Source organism: Odoribacter laneus YIT 12061 (genome assembly GCF_000243215.1).
Lineage (GTDB): Bacteria > Bacteroidota > Bacteroidia > Bacteroidales > Marinifilaceae > Culturomica > Culturomica lanea.
On sequence record NZ_JH594596.1, the window covers coordinates 1,423,979 to 1,448,704 of the forward strand.

The following is a 24,726-nucleotide window of genomic DNA, read 5'->3' on the forward strand; positions in this document are numbered from 1 at the left end:
AATCTATTTGTATTACCTATTAATGTCTGATTTTTGTTTTCTTTTCAATTCAAAATATCCCGGCTCATGTTAAAGGTTCTCAAGGTATGATCTTTGTCATAATCAAAAATCATATCCCCTGTTTGCCGTTTTAATGTAACTTCATTTAAACGGAACCAGATAAAAGCTTTTCCTACCTGTATACCGTCTATAATTTCCACTTTCAAATCATTTCCCGCTATGGGAATGACCCGCATGCGACTTCCGTCTTTCACCTGTACTTTATCAAAATTTACAGCCTTCCCATTTTGAGTTTTCATCTGTATAATCCCCTCCTCTCCCCGGATAAATTCAATCTTTCCTATATTTTTATAGATTGCAGGACAACGGGTTTTAAAAGTAGGGTTGTACTGATCCAAAGCTTGAAGAGCCATCAATCCACTTACAGGCGTATCGTGCTCCTGTATCATCGCAATAACAGCTAACAAACCCGCTAAACCTTTATCCGTCTGATTATTTACCTGATCATCAGCTAATTCCTTTAATTGCTCCGACATATTCAGCACACTCATCTTCTGCTTGTTAGAAGCTGCCAGTTTGGCAATCCCTGTCCATCGGTTAAAGGCCCCGGCCACAACTACTTCTTCTTTACGAGTAATGTATATACCCGACAAAAAAGAACCTACTGCATCAGGCTGTATTTCACTTTGCAATACTTCTCCCTTTTTTCCAAAACGAACAATATAATTAAATCCGGTTTTTTCTTCATTGGGTTGTAAACCAGCCCCGGATGCCCACATCACTTTTCCTTCAGGAGCAATCCCCGCCGTAAATAAATCACTCCCCGCCTTAGCCTGAAGCCGGATTCCACCGAAATCAGCATCTTTTTCAAAAGTCCCCGACAACAAAATCCGATTTCCATCTATTTTTAAATGATGAGGCATATTTACCCCTTTTCCTCCCAAAGGTAAAACCCATTCAAAACGATTCTGATTATCTACCTTAGCCACAAAGATCATCCGATTTTTAGCCGGTACAACAAAGCGCTTGGAACCATCTTCAAATTTATGCTCAAAAATTCCTGCTACATATACATTCCCATCCTCTGCAAACTGCATCAGGCTCGAACGATTTAAAATTGTCCCTCCCGCCTTGTCTATCAAAGCAGCAATACGATCTTCACGTTCCCGGGTAATCTGACGTCCCATCACGGGAATTACATCCACTCTTTTCCCTATAAATTCAGGCATACCCCTTCCTATTCCAGCTCCCATATAAGTCGGATCACATACAGTATATAATTCCCTGCCATATTTCACATAATCCCCTTTTACCTCCTCCGGCAATTTAACAGCAGCTGCCACATGCCCCGGATAGCTCAATCCTATTCCCGGCAATCCCGTCAACATATCCACTAAACGAGAAAACAAAACTGCCCGGTCTTCACAATCACTGTAAGGATAAAAAAACATTTCTTCCGAAAAGAAATATTTTTCGTGCCCAAATTGTTCTTCATCTGTTCTATAAGGAAAGGCCTGCTGCAAAAGACCCAATATCCATTCCACTCTTTTCTCCTGAGACATTGGCTGTAAAACAGACCGGAAATTCTCTTCTATACTTTCTTTTAAAGTAGCCGATAAAGGAGTCTCGAAATAAACATTCAATTCCGTAGAAGGGTAATCTTTGAAGAAAGCTGTCACCCCCTGGTTATAAGAAATAGTGTATTCCTGCCCTTTGTAGTTCAGCAACCGCTTTCCAGAAAGTTTTGTAGAAAAATTCAAAGAAGAAGAAAAACGCAAATCCGGACAACGATTACTACCTGAAAAATTTTTATCGTAAGTATAAAGGGACTTATTTAAAGGCCGGGTAATGTAATAACGAACCCCATCTTTTACGATAAAAGATAAAAAGAAAATATCCTGAACTGCCGGCAATAATACAGCAACCTCCCCCCCTCCATAACCTATCCGGGCCGAATATCCCGATTTATTCATCAAAAACCAAATCAACAATTGACGTGAATTTTCATCTTTTACAAAAATTTCCGCACATCGCCCTAACAACATATAATACCCCCAATCATTCAATCCCAACTGTTCCTTCCATCCGAATAACCGATCCAATAAATCATCATAATTTGTACGGCTCATTCTTAACCAATAATCGGCAAAAGCAGTTTCCGTCAATTTACCCGTAAAAGGCATACACAAATCTTGATCCACCCCCAGCTTCAGACGGTTTCCATAAAAATTCACATCGAAACGAAGGAGCGGATACCCCTTCTGAATACTCTTTTTCACCCGTGGAAGCGGCGCTGCAATTAAACGGGTATCCTCAGCAGGCCTTTCGGTTGTTTGCAATTCCACTATTGAAGTCCTGGAATGTTTTTCCGCAACCGGAGCGATTTTAGGTTCCGGATCCCGCCGCGGTAAATTCCCCTTGAATATTTCAAATTCCGTCCATCGTTGTTTGAGAAACTCTGCAAATTCCTGATCTCTCTGTTTCACAAAATTATCATAGTCTTTTTGCAATTCTTCCAATCCCCGATTCGTTTCTTTGGCAAGACGGTCGTATTGAGCCCTCTCTTGTTTCACCCATTCCTCATAGGTCTGAGAAAATAATGGCTGAAAAAGACCCAATAACCCGAAGCATATAAACCATATTTTCATCATACATTTTTTTAATGAATTTATCTCTTGTCTGATAAGTTTTGTTATTTTCTCCGGTTTTGTGACACAATCTAAAAACTTTTTTTCACATCTTAAAAGGTGAACCACATTCATTGTGTAAAATTAATAAAAAATACATAACTCATCTAAATATTTTTGATATGTCTTGATACAAAAAGAAGAAAAAATTCAAGTCCTCTCCCCGTTTATTATTTTCCTCTTTCTTATTTCGCTCTTTATAATCCTAAAAAGAGGCAGATTTAATTTGCTTCCCCTTCTTCGGTTGTTTGCGTTTTTCAGTCATGCTTCACTCGCTTTTCTGTAAGCTCAAGCTCCGTTAAAACACCAAAACTTCCTCCTTTTAGACAGGCAAAGCCTGTCTAACGTCGGCGGACAAATGGTGTTTTTTACACTCCGCTTTCGCACAGAAAGACGCTCCTTCCCGCAATGACTGAAAAACACAAACGACCTCCGATACCCGCTAAATCCTTCCCTCGTTGCTTCTTTAAATGTTTTCTCAAAGTTCCTGTGTTTGAAGCCGGAGCCTTGTTTCGGGAAAGAGATATGACGGGAGAGAGCGTAATTTTGTCAGGAAGTCGTACCGTTAAAAAACGCAGGGTTGTCCGCCGACGTTAGGCACACGAAGTGTGACTAAAAGGAGGAAGCATCTGCGTTTTAGGGGAGACTGACTATACAAAATAGCGAACGGAGTCTCCAGCTCTTTCCCGAAATAAGGCGGAGGAATACCTAAGAAAAATAAACAAGCAAGTTAAATCTAGGATTAAAATAGTCCAAAATTCTCATTCCGGACTATTTCAACATTTAGATTAATACAGATTAAAATACTGATTTCAAAATGATTTGGAGATCATCCGCTATCAGATATCTTTTCTTCTCTTTTTTCAGACTTATATACGTTGCCACCGGAACTTGCTAATTTTTATTGATTTTTAAAATAATATGATCGATCCATAATTTTTGTGACACCTTTAGAGCCAAAAAATTCTCATTTTAAATAGTTTTTTTCGATGTATTTATAAAAACATATGATCAGATTTATACAATCTTTTCTATTTTTCGTTGTATTTTTGAAAAAAAGAAAAATAGAACTAGATAGTAATTATTAAAAATAAGGTTATGAGTGAAATTATTTGTCATTGTTTTGAAGTAAGCCGGGAAGAAATTGAAAAAGCAATTCGGGAAAAAGGATTAAAAACAATAGAAGAAGTAGGAGAAAACACAAACGCAGGAACTGGTTGCGGTGGATGTCAGGAACAAATTCAGGAAATTTTGGATAAAATCAATAATCAATAGATAAAAATTCAGAGTTTCTTCTTTGCACTAAAAAACTGTCGAAAAATTTCTCCGACAGTTTTTTGTTTATACACAAATTCTATTTCCCTATTGAATACCTTTCTCTTTTAACCGTATAGTTTCATACCTCATGCCAGGGATTCCTCCTTCCTCCTAAAAGGTATGATCTTCCGATAAATGAACTATTTCCGTTCCCATTAAATCCTTCTTCCCCCCCCGCTCATCACCTTCTCCAAACGTTTTTCCGGAACATCAGTGTTTCAAACCGGAGCTTTGTTTCAGGAAAGAGATCTGACGGGAAAGAGTGTAATTTCGTCAGGAAGTCATATTAAGTTTAAACGAAAAAAGCTCTTCTTATTACATACTTAAAACATCCTGAAAATCAACTGAAAAACAAAATATAAACTTTAGTATAGAAAAAATTACACAATAGGGCACGTCCCTAATGGGTAAAAATAGTGAATTTGAATCAATGTATATAGCAGGTAAAATAAGGTATAAGAAAAGAAAACAGCCGGCAGATATTCTGACTTAAAAGGAAAGTTTGTTGCAACATGCCTTGTAAAAATTTCTGCCCTGCCGGACTGTTTTCGAATGCAATTATTGGTCCTTTGTTCTCATCACCAACTCCAAGAGTTATGCGTCAATTCTCGCAGACAATAAATTGCCATCGTATAGAGTCAATCTAGCAGTCAAGTAAACCTACAGACTGGGATCGACTCACATTGCACCAGAAAGGCGGGTAAACCATCGGGAAGCAATAGAGCAACCCCACGTCCGTAGGCTATATCGTACCATTTTGTATATGGTTGTACATATCCCCGAACGTGAGCGTTGCCATCCCGCTCCAATTCCCATATTTTTTACCCTTTTATCTGATTTGGAACGTTCCAGAACACTTACGATACTTATAAAGGTTTTTACAAACCTTTTTCGCTTTGTACTGGACAAAGAAAACGAAAAACTTTCAATTTTGCAATATATGTTTAAAATATTCACGGTTTTCTTTACATTTTCTAAACAATTTCTATTTTCGTTTCCGTATCGATAAGTTTTCTGACATTAATTTATGATAATCGTTATCAAAGAATCTTTAGCTAAAGAACGTCCTTCGTTACTGATTTGCAAATTGAAAATATAATCTCCCCGGGGAACGGTATGGTCCCAAGGAAGCTCTATTACGCCTTTGCGAATCATTCGGAACTGACGGATTGCCTCTTCCTGTCCCTGTTTACAAACAATACTTCTTATTTGATAGGAAATCGGCAATGTACCTTGTACTCCTTCAATAGGAGTGGTTTGCCAGGGAATTTCAAATTGAATGCGACGGGCCTCCTCCGGATCTTCCGGGTTCAATACTGCTTTGAAATAAACTGTATCGGGACGATAGCCCGCATTTCGCACGTCCAAATACCCGACAGTTGTATGATCACAACCTGTTCCTAAAACAAGTCCAGCTAATATTCCCAGTAGGTTAAGCATCCTTTTCATCACTATTTTTATTAAAGTTCAGTCATTTGATAAGTATAACTCAAAGCATGTACCACTCCATTGGTTGTTTCAATATTGGATGAAGCCACTTTAGCCTGATACCCGCTTTTCAAAGCATGAATCCCCAAACCTTCTTCTCCTATATCGGGCACTCCCATAAAAGGATTCTTTATCCGGTAAACCCGTAAATCTATACCAGAAAGCGTCTTTACGATTGTTCCCCCTGTTAAAGTACCTTTTACTTCGTAATCGAATTCTTGCTGCATCTTTTTCCCGGGAATAATATGGGATAACAAAATCCGCCTGCACATCTCTTCGGGGATATCCCGAATACCTTGATATTTCATCGCTTTGTTTTCATCTAAATTTTTCACTAAAAATTGATTTACAGACAAATTCGTTATCCCAAAAAAAGTAATCTCCTTATACTGAGGGTGTGTACCGTCAAAAATATTCACCAAACCGGCCCGTTCGATCATCATCACGACAGAATCCCAGTCTGCGTGATCTTTCGCAAAATACTCCCACATGCTACAATCGTGCTTTCCATAAGCCAAGCCCGTATCATGAAATTCATTTTTGTCGCAAGCATATACGGCTAAAATAATTCCTATATAACATAAATATTTTTTCATAATTTATTCCTTTTCAATTAATTGTCAAAACCATTATTCAACCAATAAGTCGTCTGTTTCATAAGCGTGTTATTTTCAAAAGCACTGCTTATTACCGGAATATAAAGCGCTCCGTCGGCAACCTCTTTATCTGTCAACGTCCGGAATTTTCCCTTCAATTCTTCCCGGTAAAATCCATTTCTTACAATGTCATTATAGCGCATCGCAAACCCTTCTAAAAACAATTCCCTCACTCTTTCCCGATAAATAAACCAAAGCAAATCTCCGTCTGCCGGGGAGTAATCCCAAGTTCCCGCCCGCCTCCGGATGAGATTTACATCTGCAATAGCACCCTGGGTATCTCCAAGCCGAGCTTTGATTTCTGCTCGTAAAAGGATAATTCCAGCCAGACGGATCAAGATTAAGTTATCTTCATACCCTTTAGTCCTACCGGCAAAAAGACCAGTCTCATAAAAAACGATATGCCTCCATTTGTAAATATACGCTGCTCCCTGAGTAATCGAAATGTTGACATTTGCCATGGAATCCAATTTATAAAAATACGACTCCCTTCTTTTATCCCGGGGATCGGGATACAATTCCAGTACCGTGGAGTTATTAATCCTCGTATTTCTTTTCGTAGCCGGAGTAGCTAAACGCCCTAAGGGCCATGTCTGGCATGCCCCAGCAATTCCTCCTCCCAACATTAAATCGAAATCCGAATTCTGAAACTCTATTTCAAAAATCCCCTCCCGGCTATTTCCCAATAAAACAGTAGTACACACCTCTTCCGGATCGGATACCAGAGAATAGACGCCACTGTTTATCACTTGATCTGCCGCATTCAAAGCTTTCGTATACAGTTCCGGTTCTTTATTCAAAGCCGCCTTCCAAGCATAAGCGTGAGCTAAAATAGCATAAGCCGTCCCTTTACTAGGTGTTTGTTTGCTCTGTATCATTTTCCCCTGACTATCGACAAGGGCATCTGCTTCCGGAAGTAACCGGGTAGCTTCCTCCAAATCCCGAATGACAAAATCTATAATTTCCTGCCAGGGGATTCTCGCTTTTTCCCCTACATCTTCACTTTCAACAATCAGGGGAGCGTCTCCCCACGTCTGTGAAATATAGAAATACAACCAAGCCCGGATCGTATAGGCCTGACCGAGATAAAAGTTATACCTGTCTTCCCGGAGGTTTGCCCGGTGCAGGTTGTCTATCACTGCATTAGCATGGGCAATTGCATTATAACAATTTATCCAAGACAAAGAAGGATCGTTCCTCCCCCATCTTTTGCTCAATTCATTATTCATTATATCCGTATCATAACTGCTGAATTCATCAAAAGGCAATCCCCGGTCCCGCCCCCATGCTTCTCCCCCGATAAAAGCATAACGTAAGCTCCCGTACATACCGTATACCGCACTTTCTACATCTTGTTCTGTCTTCCAGAAATTACTATAAGTAACCTGTCCTTCCGGCTCCTCCGTAAGAAACTTTTCGCAAGCAGAGAAAACTATTCCCAACAAACAAAAGACAATGCCGAATATCCTTTTTCTTTTCATCTTTTTACAATTTAAGGGTTAAACCAAAAGTCACGCGGGTCGCCAAAGGATAATTGGTCAAATTATCTACTCCCGTTATGATGTCCACACTCTCCGGGTCCGGACCGGAATAATTGGTAATCGTAAACAGATTTTCCGCCGAAATAAAAATCCGGGCCCCGAAACCCAATTTTTCTTTCCATTTAACAGGCAAAGTATATCCCAAGGTCAGCGTTTTTAATTTGAGATAATTCACTTTTTCAATATTACTACTCAGATAGGTAGAAAAATTCATTAATCCGTCTTCCAGCCGATTGGCAGGATAATCGGCCCTATCACCCGGTTTCTGCCAAAAAGAGACTTTCGAAAGGTCTGCAAAAACCGGTTTCGTTAATTCCTTCTCAAAAGCACTCATATAGGTTCCCAGGGAAGCTCCTTTTCCGGCGTTGAGTATATGCCTTCCGATAACGTAATTGAAAAGCAAATTCAAATCGAAACCTTTCCAATTCAAGGTACTTACAATTCCCCCCTGTGCTATTGGCAACGGAGAACCGCAATATACCCGGTCTTCTTCCAAAGGTAAGCTCGTGCCGATCCGGCCATTTCCATCGTAATCCTGGATAATACGGTCACCGGCCCTATAAAACAAACTTCCAACCCCCAAAGGTCTTTTTCGTCCGTTTATATAACAAAAAGGAACCTCATTATCATTCTGATACACACCGTCTGTCCGATAAGCCAGAATCCCATTCAAAGGCTTCCCGATCACATTAATATTACTAGGAGCCGAGACAAAACCGATTCGGGCCGTTTGAAAATCTCGTCCCCAAGTACTCTTTTTCAAACGGTTCCAATTACGGGCAATATTGAACGTAAGGGTCCAGTCTACGTTTTCTTTCCGAATCAAAATTCCTTTCAACTGTATCTCCAACCCGGAATTAGCGATAGCAAAATAATTACCCCATTGTTTAAAAAAACCGGAATAATTCCCCGGAAGAGGCATTAAATAAAGCAGTTTATCTGTGAGACGATGGTAATAGTCGACCACCACTCCGAATCTGTAATTGAAAAAATCCAGATCTAATCCGACATCCCATTGTTTCGTCTCCTCCCAAGTCAATTTCCGGTTAATTAAACCGTATTCCCAATTGGGATATACCGTAGGATGCCCCATAAATGAATCCCCTGGTCCCAACACTCCGTAGGCAATATAAGGCTGCTCAAATTGCCGCCCGCTTTTCCCGAAACTCACCCGGATTTTGCCATAATCCAATACATTTTTAATTCCCTGCATAAATTTCTCCTCGGAAAAAGCGTAACCCAAAGCATAGGAAGGAAATGTCCCCCAACGGGTATTTTCACCAAATTTACTGGAAGCATCCCTCCGAACAGTGATCGATGCCAAGTATTTCTGTTTGTAATTGTAACTGATGCGACCGAAGATTCCGACCATCGTACTTTTTTCTCTTCCGGTCATAAAATCTTTTAAATTCCGGTTATCTTCCACATCGTAGACATTTCCCTGCCAAGTGACGTAATGAATCAAATCGCTGGGAGCTCTCTTCCCCCATCCTTTTATCAGATTATTCTCATCGGACTGAAAAGCGATTCCAGCTAAAAGTTCCAGGGAATGAGCCTCTCTAAAGGTCTGTTTATAACTCAATATATTCTCATTGAGCAACATCAGGAAGCGTTCTAACTGAGCAGCCGAATAGGTATCTCCATATTGATCTATATCGGAAGGCTTAAAATAATTGGATTGGTGCTGGGAATAATCCAAAGCCAAAGAAGATTTGAATCTTAAACCGCGAATAAATTCATAAGCCAGATCAAAACTGGAACGCAGACGATAAGTCTCATTTCTCTCCAAGGTTTTCTCATAACGCTTAATCACTTCTTCAAATGCCGAAGTTCCCGGTCCTGGTAAAATAGTAGAGGTTGTCAAAAGTTCCGAAGGAATTTCTTCCAGTTCCACTGCACTATATCCTCCGTCATTATCGAGCGTTCGGGAGGTATTTTTTCTGCCTGTACGGGATAAATAAAATCTCAGATTAGCCTCCATATTTTTCAAAGGCTGAAAATATAGATTCGTCATCAGTTTCACCCGGTCAAAACCGGTTTTTCGCAATACTCCCCTTTCTGTATAATATCCTAGCCCTACATTGTAAGCTATTTTCTCCGACCCTCCACTGATTTGTAAGTTTGCATCCGTTACCCGGGCTGTACGAAAGTAGTAATCAAATAAATTCGTACTATTGTTGTAAAAAGGATTTAAACTATCCTGATAAGGCTTTACAGCCGCTCCATTCCCTTCGTTCCAAAAGAAATCATAAGGTACTCTATTCCGATAAGCCTCTATATAAGAATCCGGATATTTATAGGTATTGGTTTCCGCATCATAATAAGCAGTCTGGTAATTCCTCAGCGCTTCCATACGCAAATGTCTTTCGGCATTTCCCCCGGTCAGTTCCGGAAGTTTTGGCTTGAAAACCATCGTATGGGAAACATTCACAGTGAAACGAGCCTTTTGGTTTTTGTTGCCTTTTTTTGTAGTAACCAATATAACACCATTAGCAGCCCTGGAACCGTATATAGCTCCGGCAGCAGCATCCTTCAATACCTGTATACTTTCTATATCATTCGGATCTATCTCTGCCAAACTGTTTGTTCCCGTAACAGGCGAAGTAAAGGATTGTACCGGAATCCCGTCGATTACCCACAGCGGATCGCTATACCGTCGTCCGGCTTCTACGGATAAACTATTGAACCCGCGGATCGTCACATTGATTCCACCTCCACCCGGTGACCCTGAAGAATTGATCACATTCATCCCGGCAACCCGTCCCTGCAGCAGATTGGCAATCGAAGGAGAAGGAATATCTTTTATGTCCTCGGCTTTTACCGTCGAAATCGAAGCAATCACTTCCCTCTTCCGTTGAGTTCCATAGGCGATAACCTGTACCTCATCCAACTCCGAGATGTTCTCTTCCAAACGGATAAGCAAGAATTTACCGGCTTGAAAAGAAACTTTTTGCGTTTTATAACCGATACAGGAAACGATCAAGACTCCTTCTCTCTGATAAGCACGTAGGGTAAAATTACCTTCATTATCGGAAGCTCCTCCCCGGGAAGTTCCGTCAAAACGAAGCGTCACCCCCGGCAAAGGATGCCCTTTTACATCCGTTACCCTCCCCTGCAGCAAAGTAAAAGACTGTTGTTGCGCCTCAGTACCTCCCAAAGGTTGCCCCCGGGAAATAAAAGGCATACTCGTTCCCAGGAAAAATACACAAAAGTATAGTATAAACCTTCCTCCAGCATTTACAGGTTTTCTATACTCTAAAACTTTTTTTCTAAAAGTTTTCCTCATAATTTTGTAGTTGTTAGTTAAACATTAGGTTAATTAGCAACAAGGGACGATTGTCAGGCCGCCAGCCCAGGGCTTTCGCCCTTGTTTTTATGTAATTTTTTCGCAATTTTGCATGAAGGCAAATGACATAAAGTCATTACAAAAACGGATTAAATGTGTAGATTGCTTTATTGTGTAGTCGGATAGAAAACAATATCCGGGAAGAAAATTCGAATTCACACAAACCAAAATTGGATTATATATTCCAACAATGCAAATATATAGTATATCTATGACTATACAAAATTTTTCAGAAATTTTTTTTAACTTCAAACAAAATTTTGAAAATCATGAATGAAAAACTCACTGCAATAGAGTTGTTTGTAATAGAAGCCGTAAAAAAACGCAGGAAAATAAGGAATATGACTACACGGGCTTTATCGGAAAGCATCGGACTGGAAGAAAGTTTCGTAGGATTAGTAGAAAATCCTAAAACCAGAACAAAATACAACCTCAATCACCTGAATGAAATCGCTAAAATTCTGAATTGTTCCCTAGCCGATTTCTTACCTTCCTCTCCCCTTCCGGAAAATTGTATAAAGGAATACAAAGAGATACAAGGCAAAAAGTCTGTTTTCTAATTAGCATAAAGGTAAGAAAGGTTTTCCCCAAAGACAAAATTTTACCTTCGGGGAAAACAAATGTCCCTTTTCAGGAAGGAGGTAGCGCAATATTGACTGACAGAACAGAGGTCATTGACAAAAATCTATTTATCCAAAACACAAGTTCGTCAATTAAAGAGCGCAAGATCCAGCCCGTCCGGATTGAAAAGCCGTTCTTCTGTCCCCAAATCTTTTTTAGACTTTCCTTCCGTTTCCGGGCGATAAAATGCTTTACCTGTTTCCAGCAGCCTGAAGAGTACTCCAATCAATCAAGCATTCGCTTTGTTCAGCTTCATACTGTTTTTTCTCCACCGCTCCTTCTTCAGTTCTTCGCTCGAGTTTTAAAGTAGTAGGTAAATGAGATACCTGCATATTAAAAAAACCCGTCTTGTCAGTTTTAGCCAAATGTGACTCCTCATAACCTAACTCTGTTACAAGTACATTTTCAAAAGGCTGGTCCGTTGTATTTTCATACACTATGCCGCTTATACTAAGCGCAAAAAAATTGGCCTTTATGGGAAAAGCCAGGCAAATTACCACACAAGTCAGAATACCTGCAATTAAAATTTTTGTTTTCATTCTACATAAATTAAAAGATTTGACATTGGAATAACCGTCATTCCTATTTTTCACACGTTGCAACGCTATAATTTACGACAAAAAATCAGAATATCCAAAACAAATATTCTTTTTAACCTTCTGATATTTATTTCTTTCGTATAAATTTTCCAGAGAAGTTCACAAAAATTTATTTTCGAATCGAATTTATAGGTAAAGGATGAGTAGAATAGCCAAAATCCCATCTATACCGATAAAGATGGCGTTCATTTGTAAGGGTTTTCACACAATGATCCGGATAAAACTCATAATGAAAAACGACGGTTTCCTCTCTTTCATTTCCGTCCCAACCACGGATATACATTCTGCAAGAAGTGGGTAAATAAGGCAAATGGATAAATCCTGCCCAAGCCAGGCAATCAAGCGTATGATCAAAACCAGGATCCAAAATATAAAAGGCAATTTGCGAATTTTTGTTGACTATTTTCTGATCATACTGATAATTTACAGCGCTTTCTAAAGTTCCGTAATCATCTGCCATATAAATGGAATCTTTTATTAAATTGCCCTCTTCATCGAAAAAGAGCATTTCTCGGGTTTTACAATTGCTAAAAGCTTCTGAAAGCATGGTCTGTTCAATTGTAATCAACCGGTCGCCATAAGTAATACGTCCCTCCATATGTTCAGCCCCCCTTCCCGTTTCCGGACAAGCTTCATAATCTTTGACGATAGTAAACGGTAAGCCTTGCTCATTTACGGTAATGACAGCCTTACACAACAATCCACCACTCCCTTGCTCCTGTGTAAGAACAATTTTACCCGGTAAATAAGTCAGATTATATCCGCCTTTTGTCACTCTTCCCTGAGAATCATACTGCATTTCATACAAATCTTTCAACAATAACTCATTTGTTTTTATTTCTGTAACCTGAGTAAAAGCAGCAGTCAATATACCTTCCCCTCTGTCTTCCTCTTTCAAACATCCTCCCAGAAAAACGAGAAAAGAAATCATTATAAATTTTATATATAGCTTTATTCTCATTTTATTACGGTTAAATCCCTTTTTATAAGTAAATTAAAAGGTCATTTTTAACAGATTAAAATTACATTTTTTTTCTTAAAAAAACAAATTTTATTACGTTTAACGTCTTCAAAAGGTTTTTTATAAAATATACTTTTCTTGATTTTTATAGGATTGAACCGCAATTTTTTTCTTCGGAATTTCTCCCGATTTCATTTTCTCCTTTTATAAAAACAGAAAAACATACGAAAAAAAGATTTGTTTCTTCCCAACATATAGTGTGAAAAGGCGAAAAACTCTCTTTTTTCTGAGCAAAACCCGCACTTTTTCAGATTCGCATTTTATCAAAAATAATAATGTTTCTTTAGGTTTTCGATCTCATCCGATAAAATTAAATTGTTAGTTGTATAGAAATATAAAAGCACATACCACCAAAAAATAAAAATCCGGAAAGCCTGTCTTTCCGGTTATCGGCATCTTATCGCTTATCAAAGTTACTCCTTTGTCTGAAAGAAAAATAAACTTTTGCCTCTCCTCAATAGAAACAATCAGAGAGGTTCGTTCCATCGGCAGGGAAGAATTAATCAGTTTTCGAATTTTTCCATTTTTTAGCCCACTCACAAATCGTAGTACTCTGTACCTGAACGCCATATTTTCGGGCTTTCAATAAAATCCGGTGAGCCAATTCCGGTTTTCTATCTTCAGGAGCATACCTGAAATAAGCCTCTGCAGCCCGTACGTGTACGGCATCAGGCATCGGAAATTCCCGAATTTCCGGAATACCGAAATCCGAATCCTTTAACTCCTGCCTTTCCTCTGTGGTCAATTTAGCAGAGTTTTTTTTGTTTTTATTCATAGTCGTTATTTATCGGTTGTCTCTGCTATAAACGACAGAATTAAAAAAAAGATCAGGATTTAATAATTTTTAATTTCTCCCTGCAATTTATTATCTCAACTTATTCCGGTTAAAATGAGGTCCGGCTTTCCATACAAAGTAGAAAGCAGAAATAACAGTCAGGCAAGCTCCGAAGAGGTATGCATGATTGAATCCATTGAAAACCTGAGCAATGGTTCCGCCACTCATCAACCCGATTCCAATCCCTACATCCCAACTGGTTAAATAGGTAGAGGTCGCCGTTCCCCGCTGACTGTTGGGAGCCAGATTTACAAACAGGGTATTAAAAGCCGGAAACATGGTTCCGAAAGCAACTCCCTGCAAAAGAGCTATGCCCAAAAATAGATGAGAGGTAAAGGTTGCATTCCAAAGCATTAATCTCTCACAAGCGGACAATGCAAAAAAACTGGCACTGGCCAGGTACATCCCCAACGAAATAACAAGTGTAATCCGTCCTTTATCGACTTGCCGCCCAGAAAATATACGGGACACCGCCAGTCCTACAGCCATAAAAGTAAAATAAAGCCCCGAACTGGTTTGAATTCCGATTTCTTCTGCATACATCGCAATGTAACTGGTCGTCATTCCGTAAGGAATAGAAAGTAATAAAAGCGATACGCCGGCAGGTAGACCTTTGAGTAAAAAAAAGCGGTCGAGCGAAAGAGGTTCTCGCTTTATCGGTTGCTTATAAGGCGTTCTCACTAAACTCGCCATAATAAGTCCAAGACTCCCTGAAATCAGAGAACAACTGAAGATAAATGCATAAGAACAAGTCCCGTGCATAAACAAACCCGCCATCGGTCCGAAACTCATGGCGATATTATTGGCAAGCCCATAGTAACCCAAACCCTCTCCTCTACGGGAAGAAGGCAGAATGTCAATTACAATGGTATTCCCGGCTACAGAAACCATACCGAAAGCAGCCCCATGCACAATCCGTAAGGTAATAAACAATGCCAATGCTCCCGCAATCATATAACCTCCGAAAATAATGGTAAATACCAGATAAGATAACAAATAAAGAGGTTTACGGCTAAATGTATCCAGTAAATAACCGGAAAATGGACGAATACACAAGCAGGCAAGGGTATAACAGGACAATATAAATCCAATCATTGACTTGCCGGCCATAAATTGTTCCTTGAGATAAAAAGGTAAAACCGGTAAGAGTAAATAAAATGCAAAAAAAAGCAGAAAGTTAGCTGCCAGAATGTAACAAAAGTTCGGAGATAATAATTTATCTTTAGCCATATACCTTGGTAATTACAACACTCTTTCCCATCCTCTCGAATTTTGGCAAAATTAAAAATAAAAATTGTTGCTCCTACTGCCTGAGCCCGAATTCTCAAAATAAAAAACGCCCCGGTATAAAAGGTTCAAAAGTAAAATATCCGATTTTTTCTAATTTTCGGATTCATATATCCTCCAAAAGGAATTTGCACTCCGCTGACGATTAGAACGAATGCCCCCGACCTATAATCAATGAAGAATGATCTCCCCAAATAAAATGCTTTAAAAAAAATTGACGTACCTTTCAGAAACTGATCGGTACGCGATAAATTAGCGGAAATAGCTCCTGCCCTTCTATTGATTTATCAGAATTTATAGATTCGCCAAGCGAAGGACAGTAGCATCCATTGTAGCAGTTAATTCAACACCCCGCGAATCCGGTCTTCAAAAGCAGAAAGTGCAGCTTTCGCTCCCTCTCCCATCGAAATGATTATTTGTTTATAAGGTACGGTCGATACATCCCCCGCTGCATATATTCCCGGTATAGCAGTACGACAAGAAGTATCCGTTATAATCTCTCCGGCCCGGTTCGTTTCTACGACTTCTTTAAATACACCACTATTGGCGGCTAAACCGATCTGTACAAAAATACCGTCCAGCTCTATCGTCCGTTCTTCAGCCGTATGCCGATTCTTGACCCGTATACCTCTCACTTTTTCCTTATCTCCTATTACTTCTACGGTTTGGGAACTCACAAAAATCTCGACATTGGGTAAATTTTTTACTTTTTCCTGCAAGACCTGATCTGCTTTTAAAGCATCTAAAAATTCAAAGACCGTCACCTTTGCACAAGTACCAGCCAAGTCGATAGCAGCTTCTATACCCGAATTTCCGCCTCCGATGACAGCCACATGTTTTCCTTTATAAAAAGGACCATCACAATGAGGACAAAAAGCCACCCCCCTACCGATATACTCTGCCTCACCAGGTATGTTCAGACGTCTCCAACTGGCACCAGTAGCTATGATTAAAGCAGGAGTTACAAATTTTTCCCCTCCCGTCACTTCTATTATTTTCTCCTGATTTACAACCTTCACGCTCTCTATTTTCCGGTGTTCAAATAAATCAATCGGATAGCACTGCATATGGGTCCTCAAATCCACCGCTAACTGACTACCCGTAGTTTCCGGTACAGATATCAAATTCTCAATCCCTACCGTTTCTTTTACTTGCCCCCCTATACGTTCCGCCACAACAGCCACCTTTAACCCTTTTCGCGCAGAATAAATAGCTGCCGACGCACCTGCAGGTCCTCCCCCTACTACGACAACATCGTAATTCCACATTTTCCCTGCTTCTGCCTCTGCCCTACGTCCATATTTTTTCTCCAATTTTTCCAATAATTCTCCCAATTCTCCCCGTCCTACATGTATCAATTGCCCATCAGCAAACACAGAAGGGACTCCCTGTATTTTTCTCTCTTCTACCTCTGTCTGGTAAAGAGCCCCATCGACCATTTCATGCCGAATTGCCGGATTCAAAATAGCCATTACATTTAAAGCCTGTACCACATCCGGACAATTCGTACAGTTTAAAGAAACGTAGGTGGTAAGGTGTATCGGTCCATTTAAGGCAGCAATCCGCTCACAAATTCCCTTATCCGGAATATTTTTTCCTTTCCCGTCACTATTCAAAATAGCCATGAGTAAAGAGGTAAATTCATGCCCATTGGGAATCCCCCTAAACCGTATGCCAGTATCCTCCCCGTTCTTCAGCAGAACAAATGCTAAACCTTCCCCTTCCTTTATCTGTAATCCGATATGATCCGAACAATCTGCTACGTCCTGCAAAAGCTCCAACAACTCCTTTCTGTTTTCATACAAAGAAGATACGGTAATATCAAAAGTATATTTTGCTTCCAAGCCTGCAAAAATATTACGTAACTGCTCTTTTAAAGTCTCTTCTAACATATTTCTCTCTTCTAATTATTTTTCTTTCGATAGTTTATTCTTTTTCGGTAAAAGATGCACAAAAGGATTGTCCCAAAAGATCTTTTAAACAGGTGAGTGTGTTCCAATACGGATTATCAAGATTACTTCAACCTTTGACTTTGCGAGACAAAACTGTAGTTCCGACAATTAAAGATTAAATCAGAAATTTTAATTCCGCCCATCAGTATTGAGCCGATTATTTCCCAAAAGCCATAAATACGACTTTTGGGAAAAATCTCTCCTGCCCCTTCTTAAATTTTACCCACCAGGTCAATGCTCGGCTTTAAAGTCGCTTCTCCTTTTTTCCATTTTGCAGGACAAACTTCCCCGTCGTGAGTGGCGACAAATTGCGCAGCTTCTACTTTGCGTAATAATTCGCTGGCATCCCGACCGATATTATTGTCATGGATTTCCACTACTTTAATTTTTCCTTCCGGATTTACAACAAAAGTTCCCCTGTATGCCATCCCCTGATCCTCTATCATAACGCCGAAAGCACGACTTAAAGCCCCCGTAGGATCAGCCAACATCGGATATTTAATTTTCCGGATATTCTCAGAAGCATCATGCCATGCCTTATGCACAAAATGAGAATCTGTACTTACCGAATAAATCTCTACCCCCATTGCCTGAAATTGATCGTACTTTTCAGCCATGTCAACCAACTCCGTCGGACATACAAAAGTAAAATCCGCAGGATAAAAGAAAAAGATAGCCCATTTTCCCTTTACATCTTCACTGCTAATTGTTTTGAAACTTCCGTTTTGATAAGCCTGCACTTTGAATTCAGGTAATTGAGAATTAATAATTGATTCCATAGTTATTTGTATTAAATTGTTTTTGTTTTTCTTTCCGTACAAAAATATATCAATTATTTCGATAAATAAAACAATTACAATTGAATTAATTTATATATACATAGAGAAGGCAAATATCTATTTGCAATTCATAGTATGCCAGCACAATAGAAAATAGAAGACATAAAAAAAACTGCCGGAAAGTTTTTTCCGGCAGTTTTAAATCTTTTATGAAAAGCTTATCTTATAATTTCAGCTACCGCACAACGATTCCATTTGTTATCGTCTTTGTAGAAGCTTTCGTCTTTTCCTTTGAATTGTACATCGATCCGATCTGCTGCAATACCGTATTTATCGGTCAATATCTTTGCTACAGCTTTTGCACGCTTTTCAGAAATCTTCAAATTCACTTCACGGGTACCAAATTTATCAGCATAGCCCACAATACGTACACGGCTATCCGGATGATTCTTCATATAAACAGCCAAGTTGTAGATCAGCACCTGATATACCTCATCTACTTTACTCCGGTTAAATCTGAACGGAATGGTTACAGGTATCGGAGACTCTTCTGCATAAGCTTTCTTTACTTTAGCAATCTCTTGTTGTAAATCCTGAATATCTCCGGTCAATCTGTTATTCTGATTTTTCAAATTATCAACTTCATTGTTCAAACGAGTATTCTCGTCTTCCAAGGTAGATACTTTCTTGCCTAATCCGATAAACTGCTCATTCTGTAAACGAATAGCATCCATATCTATAGCTTTAAAGTTCTTCTTATTGAACCGATAAGAAACTCCCACACTTAAACCTCCGATACCATCATTCGGGAAACCACCTCTAGTCACTAAGTCGTCATCCAAAATCATTCCTTTGAATTCCAGGTTCACACTCCAACGCGGATCAATATCGTAACGGGCCTGTATACCTGCATCAATGATAAATGACTGATCTTTTTTCCGCGTCATTCCTCCAATTCCGATAAACGGCACGATATCAAATTTACGGTTTTCCTTATATTTAGCAAAGAAATTAATCAAACCAAACGTAAAATCAGCATGTGCATACATATAATGCATATGAAGCATTTCAGTAGCACCCGGTCCAAAACCATGAAGAGCTCCGCCTCCGCCTTGCAAACGTACTCCCCACCAAGGATTAAACCACTTTCCTACTGTAATAGCAGGCATAAACGTAATTGTATTCTTAAATTTGGCATCTTTAAAATGCTCGGCAAATAATGCATTTCCTCCAAAATTTACTCCAACATACCAATCCTGCCAAAATTTTCTGGTCTCGAAAGTTGTCCTATAGCCAGGCAACTTAGCACCTTCTGTTTCCTGAGCAAAAAGGGTAGCATACATTCCCAAAACCATACAAATCAATAAAACACTCTTTTTCATACTACTTTGATTTTAAATTCAGCTTATACAAATCTTATCTAATATTTTAAAATACCTATCCAGTATTTAACCAATAGATACTCATGCTCTTCTTGAGAAGAAAGAATCGGACGCCAAAATTTCCTACTACGTTTTTATATTCGTCCGAATTTACACATTTAACAGTACAAAAGTATATAAATTTTACAAACTTTAATAAATTGGTCTTATTATTTTTAACTTAAAAAAGAGAAATTTTGTCTCCTACTATAAGAAATTGAATTACAAAATATTATAATAGAATGTAAAGCTATGTTTATTTTATCTTGCAGAAGATACATTAAAATTTTATCTTTGAAAAAGCGTGAGTAAATAATTCTACGATTTTATGACAGCCTTTATGAAGTTAAAGTTATTTCTTTTCTGTTTTCTAGGACTAGCAGCAGGCAGCTGCACAACGCCTTTCTCGACTTCTTCCGAATTGGCACATATCCAATATACATTCCATGCTTCTGTTTCTTCCATCAGCCAAAACGGAGATATCCTGTTTATTGGATTGGAAAATGGAGATCTTATCGTGAAGGATAAGGACGAACAAAGATGTTATTCCGTAGGGAATAACCGAATTTATGATGTTTATGCTTACCGTCCCGATTCTCTTTTCATTGGCATAAGGGACGAAGGCCTAAAATTGGTTTCTTTGCGTAACGGGAAATGTCAAATAATCCAAAGGTATACCATTAAAGGAAAAGACAATCATTATGCCGTTTATCACATCACAGCCGACCGGGCAAATCGCCTTCTTTACTTGGCGAGTAGTAACGGATGTTATAAGCTGAACTTGCAAAACTCACCCGCCATAGAGGAACTCTCTCCCTTTTTATTAAACTCTACCTCCCATTCCGGAATTAATAAGATTCTTTTGTATAAGGATATACTTTATGTAGCCGCAGACTCCGGTCTGTACGCTTATCGTCCGAATCAGACACAAGAATTTCTCAGCGGAAGACGAATTCACAACCTTATTCTTCGCCAAGATACCCTTTATGCATTAACGGAAAATGCAATTCTAAAAAAATGTATACAAACGGATTCTCTGTGGAAAGTAAAATCTCAGAAATACTACGCTTATGAGAAGAGTAATGATGCCGAATGGCTCCTGGCAAAAGATTATTTACTTTATAAAAAAGGACAACAAAGCTGTATTCACCCCCTCCCAGGAGGTATTAGCGTAAAAGGAAAACAAATTAGCCTGATGACCCGGGATTATTTTTATGTCGCTTACCGCGAAGAATTAATCGCTTTCCCTAAACATCAGAACCTCTCCGGAAAGGTCGGAAATGTAATTGCAGTTACACCTAAAATGGAGAATGAAGATAATGTTTATTTTATAACCAGCGATTTGCGCCTTCATAAATATTCTTTTTCTTCAACAACTTATCAATCAAAAGCATGGGGTAAAATCAAAAACCTGCGTTTGGAAAATGATATTGTCAGATTCGTACAGGCCGGCAAGGAACTCTTTTACTTAGCAACAGATAAATCGCTTTACAAAATTAAAAACCGAAAAGCCCGGCTGATCAAAAAATTCGGTAAGGACGAAAATAATGATTTCCGCTCCCTTCTCTATACCCCAGCAGGGAAATTGTATGTGGGGACCCGGCGGGATTTAAGTTTTATCAACACTCAAAAAGAGGAGGATACGTTGATCCCTATCCCTGTCAAAATTAATGGTGTACTGGAAAATAAGGATCTTTATGTCACCGACCTGTTGGAAAATAAAGATACGCTTTATTTTACCACATTAAATAAAGGATTGTTTAAAAAAGCCCCCCAAGCAAAGGAGTTCTACAGGATTTCTACTGTCGAAAAGCAGGGAAGCGCCCAAGGATTAATGGTACATTTAGATAATTTGATGGTACAGACTTCCCAAGGTATATACCTATTGGACAAGGACTCTTTACTCTCTCTCGAGATTCCGGAATTTCGTTATGTCCGCTCTATACAAGGCAATCCCCAGGCAAAAGACTGTCTCATATTGTATTATCATGGCCTGCTTTCTTCTCCTATCCATGTTGACAGCCGGCATCCTCACCAAAATTTTATCTCCTTTAAAGATATTCCCTTCCATAAAACCCGGGTAGCTTTATCCGCCGAAAAAATAATTTTGGGCTCCCGCTTCGGACTGTTTGAATATAAAAACAACTCTACCCTAAAACCGATTGCCATTGAAAAAGAAACTGACTATCGTTTTTGGGGATCGGTATTACTTTTTATCGGATCCATATTTCTCATTATTGCTATTTATACCCTAGTCATTTTTCAGAAAAATCAAAAAAACCGGAGAGAACAGTTAAGAGGGTTCTTACATTATTTAGAAACCCTCTCCCCCTGCATCCAAGAACAGGTCAGAAGAGAAAAGCAAGCGGATTTACTTCGCAAAACGAAAGGCCTCTCTCAGGAACTCGAAGCCTATCTGGAAGCTGCCAAGAAGATAAAAATTTCCCATCTTGCTTACTGGAAGGAAAAACTGAATCAATTAAAACAAGAAGTAGACAAGGCGGTTCTAAAAGTAAAAGAACAAATAGAAGTTTATCTTTCGCAAGCCCAAAGCAGATTGGAAAATATAGAAAAATATCCCAATATCCTAGACGGAACCGATACGACTAAATATACGGAGATCGTGGAAAAAAAGAATAAAATAAAAACTGGAAACGATTATTATACTCTCGCTTATACAGAATCCCTATTGGACGATATTAAAGAACTTGAAACGATTTGCCGGGAACGGATTCAAAATGAAAGCGCCCTAAAGACAACCTTATCCTTACCGGAAATAGAAGCAGAAATTCAACAAATGGAGGAAATGGTCGCAAAAAATTATAAATCCTCTCAGATAAAAAAATATTGCAGAGATTTTATCGATAAAAAATGTCCGGAATTGAAAAAGATTTTTCCTTTTTTCGGAAGAGAAAAAGGCGATAATAAGGATCGGTTTTATGTGGCCGTCCTCTTCTTTATCCCGGAAATTGATTCTCAGAAAATAGTGGAAGCACTGGGATTGTCAGGAGATAAAGAAACCGCCTACATCAATAAGACCAAATATTCGATTCGGGAAACAGTAAAAAAAATCTGTAAAGAACACCCGGAAATCAAAGAAAATCCTTTGGTGTATTTATTCTGTGAACGCCTAAAAATAAACAGATAAATCCATGGGCATCAACGATCGCTAAGCGTATTTAAAATGAATTATAAAAGATTTATAAAAGACTTTTCACTATAAGATAACATTATAATTATCAATTGTTTACACCAATAAAGAGCTACCGGGGATATATGTCTTTCCCCGGTAGTGGCATATCCTCTTTTTTCAGGTTATCAGGCGAATTATAAAGGACACTACAGGTATTTCAGAGATATAAAAGATTGCAGAAATCTATTTCTTTGTCTTGTTCCGAAGAGGAAAGTGAATATTTCATTTTCAGTCAAATTTCCGGGAAATAATCCTAATGATAATTTATAAACGAAAAGAGTATGAAAAAATTAGTTTTAATCACAGTTTGTCTGTTTAGTATGCTATCCATGTACGGACGGGAATACAAAAACATTATTTTTATGGTAGCTGACGGCACTAGTACTGCCGGCTTGACACTCACCAGATGGTATAACTATTACCTGGATTCGACCCGAACCCAACTTGCCTTGGATCCTTATTTCTGTGGGATGGTGAAAACCCATTCTTCGAATGCTCCTATCGGAGATTCAGCTCCGACGATGATGCAGTATATGACCGGCTTTTTATCTCAAACCGGCTTTTTGGGAATGTGTCCACCTCCCGACCCCAACGATCTGCTCTACATAGATCCCCGTTCAGCATACCGGCCCCGAATGACTGTTATGGAAGCCGCCCGGATTTTCAAAAATAAAGCCATAGGACTTGCTTTTACCTGTGAATTTCCACACGCGACCCCTGCCAATACTACTGCCCATTGGCATAAACGGTCAGAATATGCCGTTATTGCCGATCAAATGGTACACAACCAAATCGACGTCGTTTTCGGAGGAGGAGCCTCTCTTTTGTCGACGGAAAATCAGAAATTTTTAGCGGAACAAAATTATACTGTATGCTTAAATGACCTCACCAAATTCAGACAATTGCAAACTCCTTCCTGTTGGGCACTTTTCGGAGAAACTGCCCTGCCCAACGAGCTTGACCGGGATACTCTAAAGTATCCTTCCCTAGCCGAAATGACCCGTAAAGCAATTGAATTGTTAAACCAGCATAAAGAAGGTTTTATCCTGATGGTAGAAGGAAGTAAAATCGACTGGGCCGCTCATCGGAACGACGCCATCGGAATGATATCTGAAATTCAATCTTTCGATGCAGCCGTACAAGAGGCTATCCGCTTCGCACAAGCAGACAGCAACACCCTGGTTGTCGTCGTCTCAGATCACGGAAACTCCGGCATCAGTATCGGCAATTCCCTCGGAGACAATTTTTACGATAAGCTTTCGCTTTACGATCTGATGGAACCCTTGGCCCACGCCCGGATGACAGCAGAAGGATTAGCCAATTATCTGATTCCCCTAAGCAAAGACAGCATTCCCGTGATCTTAAAAAGAGAATGGGGAATGGAAATTTCTATACCCGAAATTAATTTGATCGAATATGCCCGGCAAAATTACCGGAAAAACCCCAACGGGAGAAACAAAGATTCCTATATTGACCAGATTGCCAATGTTATGAAACAAAGGAGTTATATCGGATTTACCACTCATGGACATACAGGGGAAGCCGTATTCCTGGCCATCTATTCCCCCGATGGGCAACATCCCCAAGGCCTGATTACGGCTCCCGAATTAAATGCATATCTATGTGAAGCCAGTGGTATTCACGATAAATTGAATCAACTTAACGAAGAGTATTATTGCCCTGTCACCGATCTTTTCCAGGAAAAGAGTTATAAAATAGAAACGATCGAAAAAGCAGGAAAATTCTACTTAGTCATACGAAATAAACAGCACCAAATCCGATTAAAAGCTTACAATAATCAGGTAGAACAAGGTAAAAACAAAATGTATTATACCCAAACTCCAGCTATTTATGTAGATAAAACCGGAAAGTGGTATGTCTCTAGAGAAATCAAACATTTTTTTGAATAATGACCTAATCAAATTCAGAAAGTGACTGATTTTAAAACAGAAAGACTCATAACACCTTCCAGAAAGATAAACA

16 protein-coding genes are annotated in these 24,726 nt (G+C 39.1%); 4 read left to right on the plus strand and 12 right to left on the minus strand.

Going from position 1 to position 24,726, the window contains the following annotated elements:
- Positions 1 to 44: 44 nt before the first annotated feature.
- The gene (locus HMPREF9449_RS05950; RefSeq protein WP_040611235.1) at positions 45 to 2,648 is read right to left on the minus strand and encodes a hypothetical protein; all 2,604 of its coding nucleotides are present in this window, start codon (positions 2,646 to 2,648) and stop codon (positions 45 to 47) included.
- A 1,137-nt stretch (positions 2,649 to 3,785) separates the two neighbouring features.
- Between HMPREF9449_RS05950 and HMPREF9449_RS05960 the strand changes: the two genes are divergently transcribed.
- Positions 3,786 to 3,962 carry a (2Fe-2S)-binding protein gene (locus HMPREF9449_RS05960; protein ID WP_009136341.1) on the plus strand — a complete coding sequence of 59 codons (177 nt, stop codon included), beginning with the start codon at positions 3,786 to 3,788 and terminating at the stop codon, positions 3,960 to 3,962.
- 1,062 nt (positions 3,963 to 5,024) lie between these two features.
- On the opposite strand, the gene HMPREF9449_RS05965 is transcribed toward HMPREF9449_RS05960, so the two are convergent.
- From HMPREF9449_RS05965 to HMPREF9449_RS05980, 4 genes are read right to left on the minus strand one after another with little or no spacing between them, the layout of a single operon-like run.
- Positions 5,025 to 5,453 (minus strand): hypothetical protein, encoded by a 429-nt coding sequence (locus HMPREF9449_RS05965; protein ID WP_009136342.1) that lies wholly within the window; start codon positions 5,451 to 5,453, stop codon positions 5,025 to 5,027.
- Between the two features lie 11 nt (positions 5,454 to 5,464).
- On the minus strand, positions 5,465 to 6,088 hold the full coding sequence (locus tag HMPREF9449_RS05970) for a fasciclin domain-containing protein (protein ID WP_009136343.1): 624 nt from the start codon (positions 6,086 to 6,088) through the stop codon (positions 5,465 to 5,467).
- A 17-nt stretch (positions 6,089 to 6,105) separates the two neighbouring features.
- The gene (locus HMPREF9449_RS05975; protein ID WP_009136344.1) at positions 6,106 to 7,629 is read right to left on the minus strand and encodes a RagB/SusD family nutrient uptake outer membrane protein; all 1,524 of its coding nucleotides are present in this window, start codon (positions 7,627 to 7,629) and stop codon (positions 6,106 to 6,108) included.
- Positions 7,630 to 7,633: 4 nt separating this feature from the next.
- Positions 7,634 to 10,975 (minus strand): SusC/RagA family TonB-linked outer membrane protein, encoded by a 3,342-nt coding sequence (locus tag HMPREF9449_RS05980; RefSeq protein ID WP_009136345.1) that lies wholly within the window; start codon positions 10,973 to 10,975, stop codon positions 7,634 to 7,636.
- A gap of 329 nt (positions 10,976 to 11,304) precedes the next feature.
- Here HMPREF9449_RS05980 and HMPREF9449_RS05985 point away from each other — a divergent pair, with 329 nt between their 5' ends.
- The gene (locus tag HMPREF9449_RS05985) at positions 11,305 to 11,595 is read left to right on the plus strand and encodes a helix-turn-helix domain-containing protein (protein ID WP_009136346.1); all 291 of its coding nucleotides are present in this window, start codon (positions 11,305 to 11,307) and stop codon (positions 11,593 to 11,595) included.
- Between the two features lie 252 nt (positions 11,596 to 11,847).
- Here the strand turns inward: HMPREF9449_RS05985 and HMPREF9449_RS05990 are convergent, their stop codons facing one another.
- The 7 genes from HMPREF9449_RS05990 to HMPREF9449_RS06020 form a co-directional block, all read right to left on the minus strand.
- Complete coding sequence (locus tag HMPREF9449_RS05990; protein ID WP_040611237.1) at positions 11,848 to 12,195, minus strand: hypothetical protein; 348 nt, start codon at positions 12,193 to 12,195, stop codon at positions 11,848 to 11,850.
- A 169-nt stretch (positions 12,196 to 12,364) separates the two neighbouring features.
- Entirely contained in the window at positions 12,365 to 13,216 is an 852-nt protein-coding gene (locus HMPREF9449_RS05995; protein WP_147640028.1) for a hypothetical protein, read from the minus strand.
- A gap of 559 nt (positions 13,217 to 13,775) precedes the next feature.
- On the minus strand, positions 13,776 to 14,051 hold the full coding sequence (locus HMPREF9449_RS06000; protein WP_009136350.1) for a hypothetical protein: 276 nt from the start codon (positions 14,049 to 14,051) through the stop codon (positions 13,776 to 13,778).
- Between the two features lie 90 nt (positions 14,052 to 14,141).
- Entirely contained in the window at positions 14,142 to 15,341 is a 1,200-nt protein-coding gene (locus tag HMPREF9449_RS06005) for an MFS transporter (RefSeq protein ID WP_009136351.1), read from the minus strand.
- A 395-nt stretch (positions 15,342 to 15,736) separates the two neighbouring features.
- The gene (ahpF, locus tag HMPREF9449_RS06010) at positions 15,737 to 17,290 is read right to left on the minus strand and encodes an alkyl hydroperoxide reductase subunit F (protein WP_009136352.1); all 1,554 of its coding nucleotides are present in this window, start codon (positions 17,288 to 17,290) and stop codon (positions 15,737 to 15,739) included.
- Between the two features lie 272 nt (positions 17,291 to 17,562).
- On the minus strand, positions 17,563 to 18,129 hold the full coding sequence (gene ahpC / locus HMPREF9449_RS06015; RefSeq protein WP_009136353.1) for an alkyl hydroperoxide reductase subunit C: 567 nt from the start codon (positions 18,127 to 18,129) through the stop codon (positions 17,563 to 17,565).
- Positions 18,130 to 18,347: 218 nt separating this feature from the next.
- Positions 18,348 to 19,511: an OmpA family protein gene (locus HMPREF9449_RS06020; RefSeq protein WP_009136354.1), complete on the minus strand. Its 1,164-nt coding sequence runs from the start codon at positions 19,509 to 19,511 to the stop codon at positions 18,348 to 18,350.
- Positions 19,512 to 19,890: 379 nt separating this feature from the next.
- On the opposite strand from HMPREF9449_RS06020, the gene HMPREF9449_RS06025 reads away from it, so the two are divergent.
- The gene (locus HMPREF9449_RS06025; protein WP_147640029.1) at positions 19,891 to 22,698 is read left to right on the plus strand and encodes a ligand-binding sensor domain-containing protein; all 2,808 of its coding nucleotides are present in this window, start codon (positions 19,891 to 19,893) and stop codon (positions 22,696 to 22,698) included.
- 326 nt (positions 22,699 to 23,024) lie between these two features.
- Positions 23,025 to 24,653: an alkaline phosphatase gene (locus HMPREF9449_RS06030; protein WP_009136356.1), complete on the plus strand. Its 1,629-nt coding sequence runs from the start codon at positions 23,025 to 23,027 to the stop codon at positions 24,651 to 24,653.
- Positions 24,654 to 24,726: the final 73 nt, after the last annotated feature.

Bases quoted from the DNA above. Each gene is read 5' to 3' on its own strand.
- HMPREF9449_RS05970 (WP_009136343.1), bottom strand. From the start codon at position 6,088: ATGAAAAAATATTTATGTTATATAGGAATTATTTTAGCCGTATATGCT.
- HMPREF9449_RS05950 (WP_040611235.1), bottom strand. From the start codon at position 2,648: ATGAAAATATGGTTTATATGCTTCGGGTTATTGGGTCTTTTTCAGCCA.
- HMPREF9449_RS05960 (WP_009136341.1), top strand. From the start codon at position 3,786: ATGAGTGAAATTATTTGTCATTGTTTTGAAGTAAGCCGGGAAGAAATT.
- HMPREF9449_RS05995 (WP_147640028.1), bottom strand. From the start codon at position 13,216: ATGAGAATAAAGCTATATATAAAATTTATAATGATTTCTTTTCTCGTT.
- HMPREF9449_RS06020 (WP_009136354.1), bottom strand. From the start codon at position 19,511: ATGAAAAAGAGTGTTTTATTGATTTGTATGGTTTTGGGAATGTATGCT.
- HMPREF9449_RS05975 (WP_009136344.1), bottom strand. From the start codon at position 7,629: ATGAAAAGAAAAAGGATATTCGGCATTGTCTTTTGTTTGTTGGGAATA.
- HMPREF9449_RS05990 (WP_040611237.1), bottom strand. From the start codon at position 12,195: ATGAAAACAAAAATTTTAATTGCAGGTATTCTGACTTGTGTGGTAATT.
- ahpF (WP_009136352.1), bottom strand. From the start codon at position 17,290: ATGTTAGAAGAGACTTTAAAAGAGCAGTTACGTAATATTTTTGCAGGC.
- HMPREF9449_RS06025 (WP_147640029.1), top strand. From the start codon at position 19,891: ATGAAGTTAAAGTTATTTCTTTTCTGTTTTCTAGGACTAGCAGCAGGC.
- HMPREF9449_RS05985 (WP_009136346.1), top strand. From the start codon at position 11,305: ATGAATGAAAAACTCACTGCAATAGAGTTGTTTGTAATAGAAGCCGTA.
- HMPREF9449_RS05965 (WP_009136342.1), bottom strand. From the start codon at position 5,453: ATGAAAAGGATGCTTAACCTACTGGGAATATTAGCTGGACTTGTTTTA.
- HMPREF9449_RS06000 (WP_009136350.1), bottom strand. From the start codon at position 14,051: ATGAATAAAAACAAAAAAAACTCTGCTAAATTGACCACAGAGGAAAGG.
- HMPREF9449_RS06005 (WP_009136351.1), bottom strand. From the start codon at position 15,341: ATGGCTAAAGATAAATTATTATCTCCGAACTTTTGTTACATTCTGGCA.
- ahpC (WP_009136353.1), bottom strand. From the start codon at position 18,129: ATGGAATCAATTATTAATTCTCAATTACCTGAATTCAAAGTGCAGGCT.
- HMPREF9449_RS06030 (WP_009136356.1), top strand. From the start codon at position 23,025: ATGAAAAAATTAGTTTTAATCACAGTTTGTCTGTTTAGTATGCTATCC.
- HMPREF9449_RS05980 (WP_009136345.1), bottom strand. From the start codon at position 10,975: ATGAGGAAAACTTTTAGAAAAAAAGTTTTAGAGTATAGAAAACCTGTA.